Here is a 17398-nt window from a genome sequence, read left to right as displayed (position 1 = left end):
GTCTGGGCGGATGGGACGGCTACTATGGCAAGCCCGGGCCGAAAACGATGCGCTTGGGGCTCGAAGCCTTCCAGCGCATCAAATTTGGTACCAGTCTGGCGCTCCGCGATGTGTGAATCGGACAGCCGTTCTTACGGGGAGAGGGTTGGGGTGAGGGGCTGTCTCCGCGAAAAAAATAGAAGTTGTATTCGCGGAGAGAGCCCCTCACCCGGCGCTACGCGCCGACCTCTCCCCGCGAAGAGCGGGGAGAGGTAACTCCCGAGGCCGCTTCCGCGGCTCGTCACATAAAATAGGCGCAGGTCGGCGGCTCGGTGGCGAGATAGCCGAACAGCAGCCCCAGCCCGAACAGCAGCACCAAGCCGGCGGCGCCGAACTCGATGCCGCGCATGAAGAGCATGCCGCTGCCGTCACGGCCGGCGCTGACGCGTTGCGCCAGGCCGCGGGCGGAGACGGCGAGGATTGCGATCGTCGCCACCGTGATCGCGGTGCCGATCCCCATCACGAAGGTCGCGGCGATGCCGGCCCAGAACAGGCCCTGGGCCAGCGAGAATCCCAGCACCAGGATCGCGCCCGAGCAGGGCCGGATGCCGACGGTCACGATCGCGCTCAAACCGCGGCGCCAGCCGCCGGGGCCTGCGAGCTCGCTTGGCTCGGGCCCGTGCGAATGGCCGCAATGCTCGTCATGGACATGGGCGTGAGCGTGGGCGTGCTGGTGCCCAACGCCATGACCGTGATCGTGATGATGATCATGGCTGTCGTCATGATGATGGTCCCGATGATGGTGACCGCGATCATGGCGACGAAGTGGGACGCCGGCGATGGCCGGCTGCGGCACATGCGCCTGCAGCGCGCGGAAGAAGCCGCCGCCCTTGCTCCAGACCAGCCGCGCGCCAAATGCCGCAATCAGGGCATAGCTGGCGATCTCGATCACTTTTTCCGCGCCGCACGAGGTTTTCGCGGTGGCGTTGAGCAGCCAGGCGCCGATGACGACGAACACCACGGCCACGACTGCCTGCAGCAGGGCCGAGGCAAACGACAGCGCGATGCCGCGCCAGGCGGTTTCCCGGTTGGCGACGAGATAAGAGGAGATCACGGCCTTGCCATGGCCGGGACCGGCGGCATGGAAGATCCCATAGGCGAAGGAGACCCCGAGCAGCGTCCAGACCGCATAGCCATCGGTCTTGGCGGCACGGATGGTCGAAGAAATCTCTCGGTAGAACTCGCCCTGCTTGGCGAGCAGCCAGCCGATGATACCGCCGACCTGCGGCTCGGCCGCCCGTCGCGGGGCCCCGAACGGATTTTGCGCTGATAGCGCATGCATCGCGGCATCGGCCAGCACGAAGGCTGCGAGCGCCACGGCGGCAATCGCCAGGCCCCGCGCGAAAGACGATCCCTGCTTCATGGGCACTCCACCACGATCTTGTTGGCGAACATCGCGCCGAAGTTGGAGCTATCGCCGTTCAGGAAGTTCTGCTCGCCGAGCTGTTGCGCGCTCGCGGTGCCGTCATTCGGCCGCTGGAATTGCAGCTTGCAGTCGGCCGGTGCGCCGACCAGCTTGACCGGGTCCTTGTCGGCATATTTGAAGTCGATGAAGAAGGCGGGGTCGAACACTTCGAGCGAGAGCTGCCTGGTCTTGAACGGCGTCTTCGCCGGCAGCGTGAAGTGCAGCGTCAATTCCGTGTTGTTGTATTCGAGGAAATAGTCGATCGGTTCAGTGAATTTCTGCTTCCTGCCGTCGGCCTTGGCGAAGGTGAAGTAGGCGTATTCATTCAGCGACTCGACATTGGTCTGGGCGAGCGGCGCCAGTTCCTCGCGGGTGTAGGCGCCCTTGGTCTTGGCCTCGATGCCCTGCAGCGCATAGGTCGAGAACATGTCGTCGAAAGTCCAGGCGTGGCGGACGCCGGTGATGGTGCCGTCGGGCGCATAGATCACCTCGCTCCTGGCGGTGATCCAGACATGCGGGTGGGCTTGTGCGGCGGCCGCGCCGAACATTACGGCTCCGGCGACCAAGAGGCCGAGCCAGTTGCGGGACATGCGCCTCACTTCAGGCGGCCTCGGCCGTCTCAAGCAGCCCGCGCCGGCGGAGCAGCGCATCCGGCTCCGGCTCGCGGCCGCGGAAGGCGACGTAGGCCTCCTCCGGATCGCGCGAGCCCCCCGACGAATAGATGTCGTCGAGCAGGCGCTTTGCGGTCGCGGGATCGAAGATATCGCCGGCCTCCTCGAAGGCGCCGAAGGCGTCCGCGTCCATCACCTCCGACCACATGTAGCTGTAATAGCCGGCGGCGTAGTGGTCGCCGGAGAAGATGTGGCCGAACTGGGTCGGCCGGTGCCGCAGCGCGATCTCGGCGGGCATGCCGATCTTCTCGAGCTCCTGCTTCTCGAAGGCCCTGATGTCGCGGCTGGCTTCGGCCGGCTGGGTGTGGAATTCGAGGTCGATCAGCGCCGAGGAGACGAACTCCACGGTGGCAAAACCCTGGTTGAACTTTCGCGCGGCGAGGAAGCGCTGCAGCAGGTCGTCCGGCAGCGGCTCGCCGGTCTGGTAGTGCTTGGCGAAGCGCTGCAGCACCTCCCCCCGCTCCTGCCAGTGCTCGTAGAGCTGCGACGGTAGCTCGACGAAATCGGTAAACACCGAGGTGCCCGACAGCGAGGGATAGGTCACGTTGGACAGCATGCCGTGCAGGCCGTGGCCGAATTCGTGAAACAGGGTGCGGGCATCGTCCGGCGACAGCAGCGCCGGCTCGCCGCCCGCGCCCTTGGCGAAATTGCAGACATTGATGACGAGCGGCGCCACCGCGCCGTCGAGCTTCTGCTGGTCGCGCAGCGAGGTCATCCAGGCGCCGGAGCGCTTCGAGGGGCGGGCGTAGTAGTCGCCATAGAACAGCGCCTTGTGCTTGCCGTCGCGGTCCTTGACCTCCCAGACCCGGACGTCCGGGTGCCAGGCCGGGATATCCTTGCGCTCCTCGAAGGTGACGCCGAACAAGCGGGTGGCGCAGTCGAAGGCGGCCTCGATCATGTGGTCGAGCACGAGATATGGCTTGATCGCGGCGTCGTCAAAATTGGCGCTGATCTGCCGGAGCTTCTCGGCGTAGTAGCGCCAGTCCCAGGCCGCGAGCGTGAAATTGCCGCCCTCCTCCGCGATCAGCGCCTGCATCGCGTCGCGATCGGCGAGCGCCCGCGCCCTCGCCGGCTTCCAGACCCGCTCCAGCAGGCCGCGCACGGCCTCCGGCGTTTTCGCCATGGAATCCTCGAGCCGGTAGGTGGCGTAGTTCGAGAAGCCCATGATGCCAGCGGTCTCCTCGCGCAGCGCCAGGATCTCGACGATGGTCTCGTTGTTGTCGTGGGCGTTGCCGTTGTCGCCGCGCGCGGTGAAGGCCTTGAAGACCTTTTCGCGCAGGTCGCGTCGGTCCGAGGTTTTCAGGAACGGCTCGACCGAAGAGCGCGACAGCGTCACGATCGCCTTGCCGGCCATCCCGCGCTCTTCCGCCGCAGCCTTGGCGGCGGCGACAAAGCTGTCCGACAGCCCGGCACGGTCGTCCTCGCCGAGCTCCATGAACCACTCCTGCTCGTCGCCGAGCAGATGGTGGCTGAAGCTGGTGCCGAGATGGGCGAGCCGCTCGTTGATCTCGGCCATCCGCGCCTTTGCGGCCTCGTCGAGGCCGGCGCCGGCGCGGCGGAAGCGGGTATAGGTGCGCTCCAGGAGCCGCAATTGCTCCCCGCTCAGGCCGAGCGAGGCGCGGTTCTGGTGCAGCAGCGCGATGCGGCCGAACAGCACAGCATTCATCATGATCGGGTTCCAGTGCCGCGCCATCCGCAAGGAGACTTCCTTGTCGATCTCCAGGATCGCCGGGTTCGAATGCGCCGACACCAGGTCGTAGAACACCGCCGCGACCTTGGAGAGCAGCTTGCCGGAGCGCTCCAGCGCGGTGATGGTGTTGGCGAAGTCCGGCGCCGCCGGATCATGGACGATCGCGGCGATCTCGGCGGAGTGATCGGCAAAGGCCTGCTCGAAGGCGGTGAGGAAATGCTCGGGCTTGATCTCGTCGAAAGGCGGCGTCTCGAACGGCGTCTGCCAGCCCTGCAGCAGCGGGTTGGCCGAGCCTTGCGAGGCACCTGAAACTTGCGAGCTTGCCGACATGCGAAATCCCGTTTTTGTCCCGGATATTGCGGCAATGTATACCATGTCCTGCGGCAATTTTGGGCCTTTTGCGCTTGATCGCAGGGCCCATTTCAGGGACATTGCGCCCCTCAAAAAGGATCTTCTTCAATGAACCCGCAGCCCTCCTCCACCGGCAACCGCCAGATCGCCTGGCCGAGCGTGATCACCGTGATCAGCGCGGCGATCCTGATCGGCGCGGAAGTGTTCGGCGCGGCCTTCGCCGGCGGCTGGGCGCTTGCGATCCTGTTCGGGCTCGAGGACACCGCCGCGCACATCCTGCAAGCGGTGTTGTTCGCGCTCGGCGTCCTCGTGATGATCGCGTTCATCCGCGCGGCGCAGCGCATCGAGCCGTTCACGCGGCGCGCGTGAGGCGCGACTGCGAAAACACTGTGGCAGAAGGCTCCAAACGCGCAGCCGACTGCTAGCTTCTCTTAACGGCCGTTCATGTTCGGCGCTTCCGCGCGTGCAGCGACAAACGATCGCAAGCTCGCGTTAGGGAAATCTGCGCGCATCGGAAAAAAATTCTTGCGCGGCTGAGTCAAAACACTTATTTCCAACCTTGCCCAATTTCGCACGTGCCTGTGGTCGTGTGTCAGTCGGTAGGTATCCGGACAAGAGGCCGGACAGCCGCCAAGGGATGAAGAACCGAGGGTCGCCTCTGATGCGGCCAGCATCTCTCTCAAGGGATGCCGATGAAGGTCTCTCCATCTCTTGCAACCGTGACTGGCAGCCGGAGGCGAACCGGCGCACCCCGCTCTCAACGGGGGACGCGACTTAAAGCAACGACGGAGCGGGCTTTTTTGGTCTCTACCGGCATTCCAACGCCGGCGCGGGCTACTGAAAAGGCTTGTCCTTCATTGCCAGGTGAGCGGGCGGGAAATCTCCCAACCAATCCACGGCAGCACAGTCTGGTTTGAGTTTTTTGGCTTCGTTGCGCCTCCATCGCGCGATGCGGCCAGAGGGCTCCTATCCGACGTCTTGTTCTTGAAATGCGGCCCCGTCGCTGGGGTCGTTGGGAGAGTGCCATGACCGAGCGCATCCAGGAATTCCTGCGTCACCGCCGCAGCGAGGGCCTCGACACCGAGCCGTGCCTCGTCGTCGACCTCGAAGTCGTGCGCGACAACTACCAGAGCTTCGCGAAGGCGTTGCCGGACAGCCGCGTGTTCTACGCGGTGAAGGCCAACCCGGCGCCGGAAGTGCTGTCGCTGCTCGCCGCGCTCGGCTCCTGCTTCGACACCGCGACCGTTGCCGAGATCGAGATGGCGCTGGCCGCAGGCGCGACGCCGGACCGCATCTCCTATGGCAACACGATCAAGAAGGAGCGCGACATCGCGCGTGCCTTCGCGCTCGGCATTCGCCTGTTCGCGGTCGACTGCGCCGCCGAGGTCGAGAAGGTCGCCCGTGCCGCTCCCGGCGCCAAGGTGTTCTGCCGCATCCTCTATGACTGCGCCGGCGCCGAATGGCCGCTGTCGCGCAAGTTCGGCTGCGACCCGGAGATGGCGGTCGACGTGCTCGACCTCGCCAAGCGGCTGGGACTGGAGCCGGTCGGCATCTCCTTCCATGTCGGCTCGCAGCAGCGCAAGGTGAAGGCGTGGGACCGCGCGCTGGCGATGGCCTCGACCGTGTTCCGCGACTGCGCCGAGCGCGGCATCAACCTGTCCATGGTCAACATGGGCGGCGGCTTCCCGACCAAGTACCTGAAGGACGTTCCGCCGGTCGTGCAGTATGGCCGGTCGATCTTCCGCGCGCTGCGCAAGCATTTCGGCAACCAGATCCCGGAGACGATCATCGAGCCTGGCCGCGGCATGGTCGGCAATGCCGGCATCATCGAGACCGAAGTCGTTCTGATCTCCAGGAAGAGCGACGAGGACGAGGTGCGCTGGGTCTATCTCGACATCGGCAAGTTCGGCGGTCTCGCCGAGACGATGGACGAATCGATCCGTTATGCGATCCGCACCCCGCATGACGGGGCGGACATGACGCCGTGCGTGCTCGCTGGCCCGACCTGCGATTCGGCCGATGTGCTGTACGAGAAGCTGCCGTATCCGCTTCCGGTGACGCTCGAGATCGGCGACAAGCTGCTGATCGAAGGCACCGGCGCCTATACGTCGACCTACTCGTCGGTGGCCTTCAACGGCATCCCGCCGTTGAGGACCTACCACATCTGATCCGCCTTTAAGGATCGACGAACCAGGGAGCCGGCCTGCCGGCTCCCTCCCCGACATTTCGAATTCTGAACGACGCTTCCACCGGTGCGCCCCGCCGCTGGAAGCGGGGACTGACGTGCCATGACTGCTTTGCGGAAGACCACCGTTGCCCTCACCCCGAGCGCCGCTCCGTTCGTGATCCGTGCGGAGCGTTCCTCGGACGTCGAGGCGCGTGAAATGCTGCTGGATGCCTGCTTTGGCGAGAACCGCCATCAGCGCACATGCCAGCGCCTGCGCGACGGACGCGCGCCCGCCGAAGGCCTTGCCCTGTCGGCGGTCGCACGTGGCCGGCTGGTCGGAACGTTGCGGTTGTGGCACGTCAGCGCCGGGGGCAGACCCGCGCTGATGCTGGGGCCGCTGGCGGTGGATTCCACCTGCCGCGGCCTCGGCGTCGGCGCCGCGCTGATGGATCGCGCGATCGAGATCGCACGGGCGCGCGGCCATGGCGCGGTGATCCTGCTCGGTGATGCGCCCTACTACGCCCGCTTCGGCTTCTCGCCGGAGAAGATGAGCGAAGTGGCGCTGCCCGGCCCGTTCGAGCGCGACCGGCTGCTCGGTCTCGAACTCTCCGAGGGCGCGCTCGACGGCGCCTGCGGCATGATCACCGCGACCGGCGCACTGCTGCTCAAACGCAAGGCACGCGCATTGCGCTCCGTGCCGCAGGCCGCGTGACGGTTGCGATCATGGCCGAAGACCTTCCCGCAACCAGCGACGTCGCGCGTCCAGTTCTGCGCAGCGTCATTACCACCATCGTCCTGATCCTGATCTCGGTCATGATCGTCAGGGACATCTTCGTGCGCCGCTGGAGTTCGCCGTCCGCGCCCGCCGCCGACACGACCCAGCACTCCCGCTAACCCGCGAAACCAGAACCGAAGGTTGCGCGGGCGGGAAAATCCCGTAAACCCGCGCAAGTACCCTTATGTCGCGCAACGCTGAGAATAGGAGGTCCTGAATGTCCCGCCGCCTGATCTCGACCGGCTCGCCTTTCGAGAAGACTGCCGGCTACAGCCGCGCCGTGATCGACGGCGATTTCGCCTTCGTCGCTGGAACCACCGGCTATGACTACACGACGATGACGATGCCTGATGATGTCACGAGCCAGTCACGGAACTGTTTCAAGACCATCGAGGCCGCCCTGAAGGAAGGCGGCTTCGCGCTGGCCGACATCGTCCGCGCGACCTACTACCTGACGGACGCCAAGGACGCGGATGCCCACTTCGCGGTCTGCGGCGAGTTCCTCGGCGACATCCGCCCGGCCGCCACGCTCTTGATCGTCGCAGGGCTCTACAAGCCCGAGATGAAGGTCGAGATCGAAGTCACCGCGAAACGACGCACTGCCTGATCCATCAACGTCCACCAACCATCCACCCGCTCGAGCCATCTCCTGGAGAAAATGATGAGCCCCTCCTCGCAGATCCACGCCAAGATTTCCGGCCCCATTGTCATGATCGGCTTCGGCTCGATCGGCAAAGGCACGCTGCCTCTGATCGAGCGGCATTTCGATTATGACAAGTCGCGCTTCGTCATCATCGATCCGCACGAGGATGGCGAGCTCGCCAGGAAGCACGGCGTGCGCTTCATCAAGGATGGCGTCACCCGCGACAATTACCGCGAACTGCTGGTGCCGCTCCTGACCGCCGGCGGCGGTCAGGGCTTCTGCGTCAACCTCTCGGTCGACACCTCCTCGGTCGACATCATGACGCTGTGCCGCGAGATCGGCGCGCTCTATGTCGACACCGTGATCGAGCCGTGGCACGGCTTCTATTTCGACAAGAACATCGGCACCGAAGGGCGTTCGAACTATGCGCTGCGCGAGACGCTGCTTGCAGCCAAGCGCAAGAACCCGGGCGGCACCACCGCGGTCTCGACCTGCGGCGCCAATCCCGGCATGGTGTCCTGGTTCGTCAAGCAGGCGCTGCTCAACATCGCCCGCGACACCGGCGTCGAATTCAACGAGCCGAAAAGCCGCGAGGGCTGGGGCCAGCTCGCCTACAAGCTCGGCGTCAAGGGCATCCACATCGCCGAGCGCGACACCCAGCGCTCCAAGAAGCCGAAGCCGATGAACGTCTTCGTCAACACCTGGTCAGTCGAGGGCTTCGTCTCCGAGGGCCTGCAGCCGGCCGAGCTCGGCTGGGGCACCAACGAGAAGTGGATGCCTGAGAACGGCCGCACGCACGCGCATGGTTGCCAGGCCGCGATCTATCTGCTGCAGCCCGGCGCCAACACCCGCGTGCGCTCCTGGTGCCCGACGCCCGGCGCGCAATACGGCTTCCTGGTCACCCACAACGAGGCGATCTCGATCGCGGATTATTTCACCGTGCGCGACGGCGAGAAGGTGATCTATCGCCCGACCTGCCACTACGCCTACCACCCGGCCAACGACGCCGTGCTGTCGCTGCACGAGATGTTCGGCGCTGCGGGGCGGATGCAGCCGAAATGGCACATCCTGGACGAGAACGAGATCGAGGACGGCATCGACGAGCTCGGCGTGCTGCTCTACGGCCACGCCAAGAACGCCTATTGGTACGGCTCGCAGCTCTCGATCGAGGAGACCCGCCAGATCGCGCCTTACCAGAACGCCACCGGCATGCAGGTGTCCTCGGCCGTGCTCGCCGGCATGGTCTGGGCGTTGGAAAATCCGGAAGCCGGCATCGTCGAAGCCGACGAGCTGGATTTTCACCGCTGCCTGGAAATCCAGCGGCCCTATCTCGGCCCGGTGAAGGGTTTCTACACCGACTGGACCCCGCTCGCCGACCGGCCCGGCCTGTTCCCGGAGGATATCGACACCTCCGATCCCTGGCAGTTCCGGAACGTGCTGGTGCGCTGACGCGCGCGCTCCTCTCGTCATTCCGGGGCGCGCGTAAGCGCGAGCCCGGAATCCATCGGGCCGCGGGCGCAGGCGGAGAAATCGATTCCGGGTTCGGCGCTGCGCGCCGCCCCGGAATGACGGAGGCTACTTTTGCGAGGCCGGAATTTATCTGCGGCCTTCAACGACCTCGCCATCTTCCTTCACGAAACGTCCGACCGGATTCTCCAGAAGGTCGATGACCGCCTCGGACGGCCGGCAAAGCCGCACGCCCTTCGGGGTAACCACGATGGGACGGTTGATCAGGATGGGATGCGCCATCATGAAATCCAGCAATTCGTCGTCCGACCATTTCGGATCATCAAGGCCAAGCTCCTTGTAGGGCGTGCCCTTCTCGCGCAGCAGGGCGCGCACCGCGATGCCCATCGCGGTGATCAGCTCCATCAGCCGCTCGCGCGACGGTGGCGTCTTGAGATACTCGATGACGGTGGGCTCGACGCCGCTCTGCCGGATCATGGCGAGCGTGTTGCGGGACGTGCCGCAAGCCGGGTTGTGATAAATGGTGACGCTCATCTGGTTGTCTCCGCTATTGGGACCGGCCCGCGCGCCTGAGGTCGCCCGAGCAGCCAAGTCATCAACAGCATGCCGACGAGCGCTCCGCATAGTTCCGCAAGGATGAAGCCAGGCAAATCTATCGGGCGAATGCCTGCAAACGTGTTCGTCAGCGAACGCGCGATCGCCACGGCCGGATTGGCGAACGATGTCGAGGCGGTAAACCAGTACGCGGCCGTAATGTACAGGCCCACCAGCCAGGGAACGGCGGCGCGCTGAAAACGGATGCCAGCCAGAATCGTTGTGATCAGGCCAAAAGCTGCCACGGCCTCCGCAAACCATTGCGGTCCACCTGTCCGCATTTTGGTCGAGACGTCGATCACCGGCAGAGCGAACATCAAATGCGCGGCCATCGTTCCGGCGATGCCACCTGCGATCTGCGCTATCGCATACAGTGCAGCCTCATTCGCCGGCAACTCGCGTTTGCCGGTGAAGACGAGCGTTACGGCTGGATTGAAATGCGCTCCGGAGATCGGTCCGAGCACGCTGATCAGCACAACCAGGATTGCGCCAGTCGGCAGCGTATTGCAGAGAAGCGCGAGAGCGACATCTTTGGTCAGGGTCTCGGCCATGATGCCGGACCCGACCACGGTGGCGACGAGAATTCCGGTGCCCAATGCCTCGGCCGCCAAGCGTCGCGAAAGGTCGAAGGCCTCCATCAGCCGGCCCTCGGCGTTGGCTGCTTCGCGCCCAAGCGCGCCGAGTTACCGGTGCAGAGGAACAGGACGTTGTAGAGGTTGTCAGCCACGGGTTCGCTCCTTTCGCTTCGGAGAACAACAGGACTGCAGACTTTCGACGACCGGCGTGCAGACCTCCGGTCGTCCGTCGCAGCAATCCCGGAGCAGGAACACGGCGACGTCGCGGAATTCAGCCAGATTGGCGCGATAGACGATCGAGCGACTATGCCGTTCGGATGTCACAAGCCGCGCGCGGGTTAAAATCGACAGATGCGCCGACAGCGTGTTCGGCAGAACTTCGAGCAGACGGGCAAGATCGCCAGCCGCAAGGCCGTCAGGTTCGTGGCTGACTAACGTCCGGAAGGCCTCAAGGCGGGTCGCTTGTGAGAGGGCCGCGAGGGCCAAGACTGCTTCTTCAGTTTCCATATATCCAGACTTATGGAAATATCGGATGGAGTGAACTCAAAAAATCCGCGTGCAAGGAGACCGGTGGACCGGCACTATTTCCAATATTCTAGAAATACAGTTTGACAAATACACTGTCCGCGCTCATCCTGCACTTCGTGAAGATCGATGATGCAGCAGCCCGCCTCGAAGCGCTAGGCAACCCGACCAGGTTGAAAATCTATCGCGCGCTGGTCCGCGCCGGACGTGCAGGCATGCCGGTCGGGCGCCTGCAGGAGCGGCTCAAGGTTCCGGCCTCGACACTGTCGCACCATATCAAGACGCTCGTCTCCGTCGGTCTGATCTCGCAGGTGCGCGAGAGCACGACGCTGGTTTGCCACGCCGAATACGACACCATGCAGGGTTTGGTGGATTTCCTCGTTGCCGAGTGCTGCGTCGACGAGACCCAATGCGAGAAAGCGCAGACAGCGGCCTGATTTTTTTGCCAACTCATTCGATAATTCTAGAAGGATAGGAGCGGGAAATGAGCGCAGGAAAGACCGTCGCGATCATAGGAGCCGGCCCCGTCGGCCTGGCTGCGGCCGCGCACGTGTTAGAGCGCGGCATGACGCCCGTCGTGCTCGAGTCCGGACCAGAAGCCGGACATGCGGTCCGTCAATGGCAACACGTCCAGCTCTTTTCACCTTGGGAATACAACGTCGACCGGGCCGCCGCACGGTTGCTCGCGCCAACAGGCTGGAATTCGCCGGACCCACAGGTCTATCCGACCGGCGGCGAACTCCTGGCCCAGTATCTTGTACCGCTCGCGACGCGCACGCACCTGAAGGACACTATCCGCACATCGAGCCGCGTCACCGCCATTGCCCGTGCCGGCTTTGACAAGGCGAGGACGAAGGGCCGAGAGGCTGCACCCTTTGAGATACGCTACCAGAACGGCAAGGGGCCTGAGACCCTCCGCGCCGATGCCGTCATCGACGCATCCGGAACGTGGTTCTCGCCGAATCCCGCCGGCGCCAACGGCCTTCCGGCGATCGGCGAACGAGAGGCCCAAGCGAAGATCGCCTACGGCATGCCGGACGTGCTCGGCAAAGACCGCGACCGCTACGCTGGCAAAGCCGTCGCCGTACTTGGCGCGGGACATTCGGCGATCGGTACCCTGACCGACCTGGCGACGCTGGCCCGTCAGGTGCCGGGCACCCGCCCGATCTTGCTGCTCCGCGGCAATGATCCTGCCAAAACCTTCGGAGGCGGCGCGAACGACAAGCTGGCGGCGCGTGGCGAACTCGGCACCCACTTCGCCTCGCTGGTCGCATCAGGCCAGGTGCAGGTTGAGGCCGAATTTTCCGTCTCGGCGATCTCGCCGATCGACGGCCGGCTTCGGATCGCGACTTCGTCAGCCTGCTGTGGACGCAGCGTCGTCGCCGACGAGCTGGTCATCGCAACCGGCTTCCGTCCGGACCACTCCTTCCTCAGCGAGATTCGGCTCCGGCTCGATGCCGCGATCGAGGCGCCGGTCGCGCTCGCACCGCTGATCGATCCCAACGAGCACTCCTGCGGCACCGTGCGCCCGCACGGCGCGCGCGAACTGCAGCAGGACGATCCGGGCTTCTACTTCGCCGGCATGAAATCCTACGGTCGGGCGCCAACCTTCCTGATGATCACCGGCTACGAACAGGTGCGCTCGATCGCCGCCAATATCGCTGGCGACAAAGAAGCCGCCGAGCGCGTCGAACTCGAACTCCCCGAAACCGGCGTCTGCACGCGCGGCGGCGTTGACGGCGGGATCGCTGCATCCGGCTGCTGCGGCGGGCCGGCACCGGCCGGCATCGACGCCTGCTGCTCCGACGATGCCGTGGCGAAGGCCGCCGGCAAGTCCGGATGCGGCTGCTCCTGAGGACGCGGAAGTGGACAGACAACGCTTGCGGGTGGTCGCCGCGCTTGGGACCGCCCAAACGCTGGCCTGGGGATCGAGCTATTATCTGCCGGCGATCCTGGCAGATCCGATCGCCCGCGATCTCGGAATTTCGACCAACTGGTTCTTCGCGGCCTTCTCGACGTCCCTTGTCATCTCCGGATTACTGGGTCCACGCGTCGGCCGCCAGATCGACCGCGTCGGAGGGAGGCAGGTCCTCTGTATCTCGAATGTGGTTCTTGCAGCCGGGCTCGCGTTGCTTGGCGCATCGGCTTCTGTGTGGGCGATGTCGGCGGCGTGGCTCCTGCTCGGCATCGGCATGGGCCTCGGACTCTACGATGCGGCGTTTGGAGCGTTGGGACGCATCTACGGCAGCGACGCACGCGCCTCGATCACCGGCATCACGCTGATTGCCGGCTTTGCCAGTACCGTCGGCTGGCCACTGAGTTCGTTCGGGCTCGAGACGATCGGTTGGCGGGAAACCTGCTACGCTTGGGCGATCGCGCACGTCGTTATCGGTCTACCCCTCAATCTCGCGCTGCCCAGCGCGGCAAAACCGGTCCGCTCAGAAGGACCCGTGACGAAGCCGCATATTCCGATCGACCGAACCATGGTCCTGCTCTCATTCGCGTTCGCGGCCGCTTGGACGGTGACATCGGCGATGGCCGCGCATCTGCCACGGATCGTCGAAGCATTCGGTGCGACGCCAGCGCAGGCGGTGTTCGCCGGCATGATGATCGGACCCGCCCAAGTCGCAGCCCGTATGATAGAAGCAAGCCTTCTTAATCGTTTTCACCCGCTCGTCTCGACACGACTTGCCTGTATCACTCATCCCATCGGAGCGTGCGCAATCGGCATTTTCGGCGGTGGTGCGGCCGCCGCTTTCGCTCTGCTACATGGGGCCGGCAATGGTATCCTGACCATCGCACGGGGAACGCTCCCGTTGGCGATTTTCGGACCGGAGAACTACGCCTATCGGCTTGGCTTGATCGGCGCACCATCCCGCATTTGCCAAGCGTTCGCGCCCCTTGGGTTCGGACTGCTTATAGATACCCTAGGCCGATCGATAGTGATCGTATCGGCCGGACTGAGTCTTTCGGCACTAATAGCACTCTTGTCGCGCCCCCAATCTTCGGCGGTTAAAGCCACAGCGCAGCCGCCCGTGGATAGCGCCACCTGATCGGTGATCCGTGACGCATGCCGGGCTGGCGCTGCGGCTCGGACGGTCATGCGCGGCCTCGCGCCGTGCATTCACACTCTGCCTCGGTTGGCCAAGACGCGGATGGCCGGGTCAAGCCCGGCCATGACGAGATCGGGAGTCTCGCGCCGCCGCCTTCGTCACTTCGCCATATAATCGAACGCCACCGTGCCGAGCCCCAGCGTCAGGTCCGCCTTGAAATGCAGGGCGGAGACGACCTCGCGCACCGGCAGGCGCGCGACGTCGCAGAGCGCGTGCGGAAACAGGCCGAGGGCGGCAGGACCGGTCCAGGCTTCCTTCAGCGTGATGTCTTCGAGATGAAAGCGTACGAGTTCGCAGATGCGCGGGCTGCCGTCAACATGCGGGATGATTTTCAGGATGAAGTTCGGCGCCTTCATGCTCTTCAGCACGGCGTCATGATCGACGGGGCGGTGCTTATAGCCCATGGTGCCGGAGGCGCAGAGCACCGAGCCGTAATGCAGCGTGCCGACCAGCACGTCGCTCTCGACCTCGATCTTCGGCCTCGCCAGTTTCTTCGGAAATCCCCAGAGCTCGCGGCCGCCGGCGATCGGCCCTTCGTCGTCCAGATACATCGCGTGGGTGTAAGCCCCTTCCTCCCCTTTCAGGCGAACGGGGATCACCTGACCGGTCTCGGTGTAGTCGCCGAAGCCGGTGGAGTCGGGCATCCGGATGAACTCATATTTCACCACGGGCTCGGCGACCTCGAGCGGCTCCGGCACCACGGCGGCGAGCGCTTCGGGATCGGTCCTGTAAGTGATGACGAAATATTCGCGGTTGAAGAAGCGATAGGGCCCCGGCGGAAACGCGGGGCTGGTGAGCGGCATCGAATAGGCACTTCGCCTGACGTCGTCGATCTTCATCTGCTGACCCCATAGGTCGTTGGCGTGTCGCTGGCGACCAGGATTATGCGGCGGCAGAGGGACGCAGGCGAGACTGTAAATTCGGCAGGGTCCGTTCAGGCCGGTCCCGGGAACGCGAGGAAATCACTTCTGCTGGACCGGCGGCGCGGTCTTTTCCGCGGGCGCGGGTGGCAGCGCGGGCTGCGCGCCGGCCTTCTGTGCCTGCGGGTCGGGACGTGCGGGTTCGGGCGCCGGCGTGGTCGGCCGCTCGCCGCCCGGCTTTGATTCGGCTGGCTTCGTCTGCGGCTCGGGCGGGGACGACTGCACTGGCGGCGTTGCCTGCGCCACCTCCTCGGATTGGCGCGCGGCAATCTCGACCAGCGAAGCGGTCGAAATCACAAGTCCGCCCACAAACAGGGCGGATGCGATCAGAAGATCCTTCCTGTATCTGCGCTGCCTGTCGGTCGTCATCTCGTTCTACCCGCGTCATTGTCCGCGGAGTCAACGATCCCGGCGAGGCCTGGTTCCGCTCGCAGGGCGGCTGGCGTCGTGCCGACTTACGGCCTGTAGCTTGTAGCCCGGGTGGAGCGGAACGCGTAACCCGGGAAATCTGTACCGGCGTTTGCGAACGGCCCCGGGTTACGCGTTCCGCTCCACCCGGGCTACGGTGCTAATCCTTTAACAGCGGCGCCAATGCGGGAATCCCTGGGGTGCGGGATTGCCCGGGATCGCTTAAGTCCACGACATTGTCCGCCTCGCCAAGAACGGACCTTCGGTGCGTGATGGCCAGCACCGTGACATCGCGAACGAGGGTACGAACGTGGTTCATGATGTCCCGCTCGGTTGCGTCATCGAGCGCAGAGCTCGCCTCGTCGAGGAAAAGAACGGTCGGGTTGCCATACAAAGCGCGGGCGATCGCGATGCGCTGGCGCTCTCCGCCCGATAGCTTCAGGCCGCGTTCGCCGACCCTGGTCTCGAAGCCCTCCGGGAGCGCATCGATGAACGACAGGATAGCCGCCTTTTCCGAGACGTCACGAAGCCGGGCCTCATCTCGTGTGCGGCCCAGAATGATGTTGTCTGCAAGGCTTTCGTTGAGCAGCACGACGTCCTGAGGCACAACCGCTATGGCGCGGTACCAGTCAGCGCGCGCGATGCGCAGGAGATCGATGTCGTCGACGAGAATGCGACCTGAATGCGGCTCGATGGATTTCAGCGCGAGCTTGAAGATGGTCGACTTTCCGGAGCCGGTCTCGCCTACGATAAACGTGATGGAGCCGCGGCTCGCCGTAAAGCTGATCCCATCGACCCCACGACCGTTGCCGTAATCGTACCTGATATCGTCGAAGATGATGCGTCCCTCTCGGGGGACGAAGGTCTCTGCATGCAAGGATTCACTCTCTTCGGGAGCCCGCCACATGTCGGCGAGCGGGATGAGTTGCGCTCGGGAACGCGCGAAACTATCCATCGTCTGGGCGATCATCTCGAAAGGCAGGTTGAGCTGGAGCAACAGGGCGTTGAACAGCACGATATCGCCGACCGTCGTCGCTCCGGCCTGATAGCGAGGCAGCAACAGCAGGAAATTGACGGCGAATTGGATCGAGAGACCCAGGCCCAACAGGGCCGACGAGCCGGCGCGACGGAATGTGTAAGCCCGCCAGCTATCCTTTACCGCACGAGCCTTCTCGGTAAAGCGGCTGCTCATCCATGCATGACTGCCGAGATGACGCAACGTCTCCATCGCGTTCATCGCGTTGCCGACGAATCGAGCATTTTCCTGCGCAGCCGAGACGGCAGCGTCGAGAAGGGCCTGCGATCGACGCGTCGAGACGAATGTCATCGTGATCATGGCGGCGCCGTAAGCGGCGACGATCGCCACGACCTCGATACTCAAGAGAGCGCCGAGGGTGACGAGCGTGAGGGCGATCTGCGTCGCGCCCGGGATGAACACGATCAGCGCGATGTGCATGATCGTCGTCAGTGCGCCGCGCCCCTGGGCGCCGGCAGTCTGGATCTCGGCCGGGTTATGCTCGACGAAGAAGTCGGATCTTTTCCTCAAGATGCGTTCGAAGAACCGCGTGCTTACGATGAATCCGAGGTTTTCGGCCGTCATCACCGACAGATGTTGCACCGCGCGCTGCAGCGCCGAGGCCAGTCCCACCAGCGCCGCGTAGAGCAGGAACGCCCATAGAAGGTCCGAGACAACAGTCTCCTTGGTCAGCCGGTCCACCAGGCGGGAGAACAGGTACGGCGCAGCGATGCCGCTCGCGCTCGACAGGAAAACGATCGCCGCCACCAGCGACAGCGCCCGCCAGTCGGATTTCCAGTAGGCATGGAAGATTTCGGCGATAGGGGCGTTGCTCGCGGGCTTGGTCATAAGTTTCTGATTTGGAGCGATTCACGCAAATTTCGATTGGCCAATTCTGTCTCAGAGACCATGACCGATCAACGACGGTGGCGACGGCTTTAGGAAAAAAGTTGCTTCTGTCCGATCGTGGGCGAACGTTCGCTTCTGGACGCAAACCAGGCATTCGCCGCCTTCGCAACGGAAGCATGCCGATCGCATCG

At 64.4% G+C, this 17398-nt stretch carries 18 protein-coding genes; 9 read left to right on the top strand and 9 right to left on the bottom strand.

Annotated features, from left to right (window positions below):
- Positions 1–280: 280 nt before the first annotated feature.
- The 3 genes from ACZYOF_RS11505 to ACZYOF_RS11495 are packed head-to-tail and all read right to left on the bottom strand — an operon-like array spanning position 281 to position 4135.
- Complete coding sequence (locus ACZYOF_RS11505; RefSeq protein ID WP_463715822.1) at positions 281–1402, bottom strand: nickel/cobalt transporter; 1122 nt, start codon at positions 1400–1402, stop codon at positions 281–283.
- Positions 1399–2034, bottom strand: coding sequence for a DUF1007 family protein (locus ACZYOF_RS11500; RefSeq protein WP_282529451.1), 636 nt, complete (start codon positions 2032–2034; stop codon positions 1399–1401). The genes ACZYOF_RS11505 and ACZYOF_RS11500 overlap by 4 nt, the downstream gene beginning before the upstream one ends.
- A 10-nt stretch (positions 2035–2044) precedes the next feature.
- Positions 2045–4135, bottom strand: coding sequence for a M3 family metallopeptidase (locus ACZYOF_RS11495; protein ID WP_463715821.1), 2091 nt, complete (start codon positions 4133–4135; stop codon positions 2045–2047).
- A gap of 129 nt (positions 4136–4264) precedes the next feature.
- On the opposite strand from ACZYOF_RS11495, the gene ACZYOF_RS11490 reads away from it, so the two are divergent.
- The 6 genes from ACZYOF_RS11490 (at position 4265) to ACZYOF_RS11465 (ending at position 9190) form a co-directional block, all read left to right on the top strand.
- Complete coding sequence (locus ACZYOF_RS11490) at positions 4265–4525, top strand: hypothetical protein (RefSeq protein ID WP_282529449.1); 261 nt, start codon at positions 4265–4267, stop codon at positions 4523–4525.
- A gap of 656 nt (positions 4526–5181) precedes the next feature.
- Complete coding sequence (locus ACZYOF_RS11485) at positions 5182–6324, top strand: type III PLP-dependent enzyme (RefSeq protein WP_282529448.1); 1143 nt, start codon at positions 5182–5184, stop codon at positions 6322–6324.
- A gap of 120 nt (positions 6325–6444) precedes the next feature.
- Positions 6445–7035 carry a GNAT family N-acetyltransferase gene (locus ACZYOF_RS11480; protein ID WP_463715820.1) on the top strand — a complete coding sequence of 197 codons (591 nt, stop codon included), beginning with the start codon at positions 6445–6447 and terminating at the stop codon, positions 7033–7035.
- Positions 7032–7217, top strand: coding sequence for a hypothetical protein (locus tag ACZYOF_RS11475; RefSeq protein ID WP_463715819.1), 186 nt, complete (start codon positions 7032–7034; stop codon positions 7215–7217). The genes ACZYOF_RS11480 and ACZYOF_RS11475 overlap by 4 nt, the downstream gene beginning before the upstream one ends.
- Before the next feature lie 98 nt (positions 7218–7315).
- A complete protein-coding gene (locus ACZYOF_RS11470; protein ID WP_130578716.1) occupies positions 7316–7705 on the top strand; it encodes a RidA family protein in 390 nt (129 codons plus the stop codon).
- 54 nt (positions 7706–7759) lie between these two features.
- Complete coding sequence (locus tag ACZYOF_RS11465; RefSeq protein ID WP_463715818.1) at positions 7760–9190, top strand: homospermidine synthase; 1431 nt, start codon at positions 7760–7762, stop codon at positions 9188–9190.
- 147 nt (positions 9191–9337) lie between these two features.
- Here the strand turns inward: ACZYOF_RS11465 and arsC are convergent, their stop codons facing one another.
- The 3 genes from arsC to ACZYOF_RS11450 form a co-directional block, all read right to left on the bottom strand.
- Positions 9338–9742 (bottom strand): arsenate reductase (glutaredoxin), encoded by a 405-nt coding sequence (gene arsC / locus ACZYOF_RS11460; protein ID WP_463715817.1) that lies wholly within the window; start codon positions 9740–9742, stop codon positions 9338–9340.
- On the bottom strand, positions 9739–10440 hold the full coding sequence (locus tag ACZYOF_RS11455; RefSeq protein ID WP_463715816.1) for an aquaporin: 702 nt from the start codon (positions 10438–10440) through the stop codon (positions 9739–9741). The genes arsC and ACZYOF_RS11455 overlap by 4 nt, the downstream gene beginning before the upstream one ends.
- An 81-nt stretch (positions 10441–10521) precedes the next feature.
- Positions 10522–10884, bottom strand: a complete 363-nt coding sequence (locus ACZYOF_RS11450; RefSeq protein ID WP_463715815.1) for an ArsR/SmtB family transcription factor — start codon at positions 10882–10884, stop codon at positions 10522–10524.
- A 137-nt stretch (positions 10885–11021) separates the two neighbouring features.
- On the opposite strand from ACZYOF_RS11450, the gene ACZYOF_RS11445 reads away from it, so the two are divergent.
- The 3 genes from ACZYOF_RS11445 to ACZYOF_RS11435 are packed head-to-tail and all read left to right on the top strand — an operon-like array spanning position 11022 to position 13955.
- Positions 11022–11339, top strand: coding sequence for an ArsR/SmtB family transcription factor (locus ACZYOF_RS11445; RefSeq protein WP_463715823.1), 318 nt, complete (start codon positions 11022–11024; stop codon positions 11337–11339).
- A gap of 47 nt (positions 11340–11386) precedes the next feature.
- Positions 11387–12757: an NAD(P)-binding domain-containing protein gene (locus tag ACZYOF_RS11440; RefSeq protein WP_463715814.1), complete on the top strand. Its 1371-nt coding sequence runs from the start codon at positions 11387–11389 to the stop codon at positions 12755–12757.
- Between the two features lie 25 nt (positions 12758–12782).
- A complete protein-coding gene (locus ACZYOF_RS11435) occupies positions 12783–13955 on the top strand; it encodes an MFS transporter (protein WP_394568513.1) in 1173 nt (390 codons plus the stop codon).
- A gap of 158 nt (positions 13956–14113) precedes the next feature.
- Here the strand turns inward: ACZYOF_RS11435 and ACZYOF_RS11430 are convergent, their stop codons facing one another.
- The 3 genes from ACZYOF_RS11430 to ACZYOF_RS11420 all read right to left on the bottom strand — a co-directional run bounded on the left by ACZYOF_RS11430 (position 14114) and on the right by ACZYOF_RS11420 (position 17207).
- Complete coding sequence (locus ACZYOF_RS11430; protein WP_130578723.1) at positions 14114–14854, bottom strand: acetoacetate decarboxylase; 741 nt, start codon at positions 14852–14854, stop codon at positions 14114–14116.
- A gap of 123 nt (positions 14855–14977) precedes the next feature.
- Positions 14978–15304, bottom strand: a complete 327-nt coding sequence (locus ACZYOF_RS11425; RefSeq protein WP_130578724.1) for a hypothetical protein — start codon at positions 15302–15304, stop codon at positions 14978–14980.
- Positions 15305–15503: 199 nt separating this feature from the next.
- On the bottom strand, positions 15504–17207 hold the full coding sequence (locus ACZYOF_RS11420; RefSeq protein WP_394568510.1) for an ABC transporter ATP-binding protein: 1704 nt from the start codon (positions 17205–17207) through the stop codon (positions 15504–15506).
- Positions 17208–17398: the final 191 nt, after the last annotated feature.

The organism is Bradyrhizobium sp. LeoA1Lang (assembly GCF_055413685.1).
This window is presented reverse-complemented; position numbering and strand designations above follow the sequence as displayed.

Coding starts and splice junctions, on each gene's coding strand:
- ACZYOF_RS11505 (WP_463715822.1), bottom strand. CDS start 1,402: ATGAAGCAGGGATCGTCTTTCGCGCGGGGCCTGGCGATTGCCGCCGTG.
- ACZYOF_RS11500 (WP_282529451.1), bottom strand. CDS start 2,034: ATGTCCCGCAACTGGCTCGGCCTCTTGGTCGCCGGAGCCGTAATGTTC.
- ACZYOF_RS11495 (WP_463715821.1), bottom strand. CDS start 4,135: ATGTCGGCAAGCTCGCAAGTTTCAGGTGCCTCGCAAGGCTCGGCCAAC.
- ACZYOF_RS11490 (WP_282529449.1), top strand. CDS start 4,265: ATGAACCCGCAGCCCTCCTCCACCGGCAACCGCCAGATCGCCTGGCCG.
- ACZYOF_RS11485 (WP_282529448.1), top strand. CDS start 5,182: ATGACCGAGCGCATCCAGGAATTCCTGCGTCACCGCCGCAGCGAGGGC.
- ACZYOF_RS11480 (WP_463715820.1), top strand. CDS start 6,445: ATGACTGCTTTGCGGAAGACCACCGTTGCCCTCACCCCGAGCGCCGCT.
- ACZYOF_RS11470 (WP_130578716.1), top strand. CDS start 7,316: ATGTCCCGCCGCCTGATCTCGACCGGCTCGCCTTTCGAGAAGACTGCC.
- ACZYOF_RS11465 (WP_463715818.1), top strand. CDS start 7,760: ATGAGCCCCTCCTCGCAGATCCACGCCAAGATTTCCGGCCCCATTGTC.
- arsC (WP_463715817.1), bottom strand. CDS start 9,742: ATGAGCGTCACCATTTATCACAACCCGGCTTGCGGCACGTCCCGCAAC.
- ACZYOF_RS11455 (WP_463715816.1), bottom strand. CDS start 10,440: ATGGAGGCCTTCGACCTTTCGCGACGCTTGGCGGCCGAGGCATTGGGC.
- ACZYOF_RS11450 (WP_463715815.1), bottom strand. CDS start 10,884: ATGGAAACTGAAGAAGCAGTCTTGGCCCTCGCGGCCCTCTCACAAGCG.
- ACZYOF_RS11440 (WP_463715814.1), top strand. CDS start 11,387: ATGAGCGCAGGAAAGACCGTCGCGATCATAGGAGCCGGCCCCGTCGGC.
- ACZYOF_RS11430 (WP_130578723.1), bottom strand. CDS start 14,854: ATGAAGATCGACGACGTCAGGCGAAGTGCCTATTCGATGCCGCTCACC.
- ACZYOF_RS11425 (WP_130578724.1), bottom strand. CDS start 15,304: ATGACGACCGACAGGCAGCGCAGATACAGGAAGGATCTTCTGATCGCA.
- ACZYOF_RS11420 (WP_394568510.1), bottom strand. CDS start 17,207: ATGACCAAGCCCGCGAGCAACGCCCCTATCGCCGAAATCTTCCATGCC.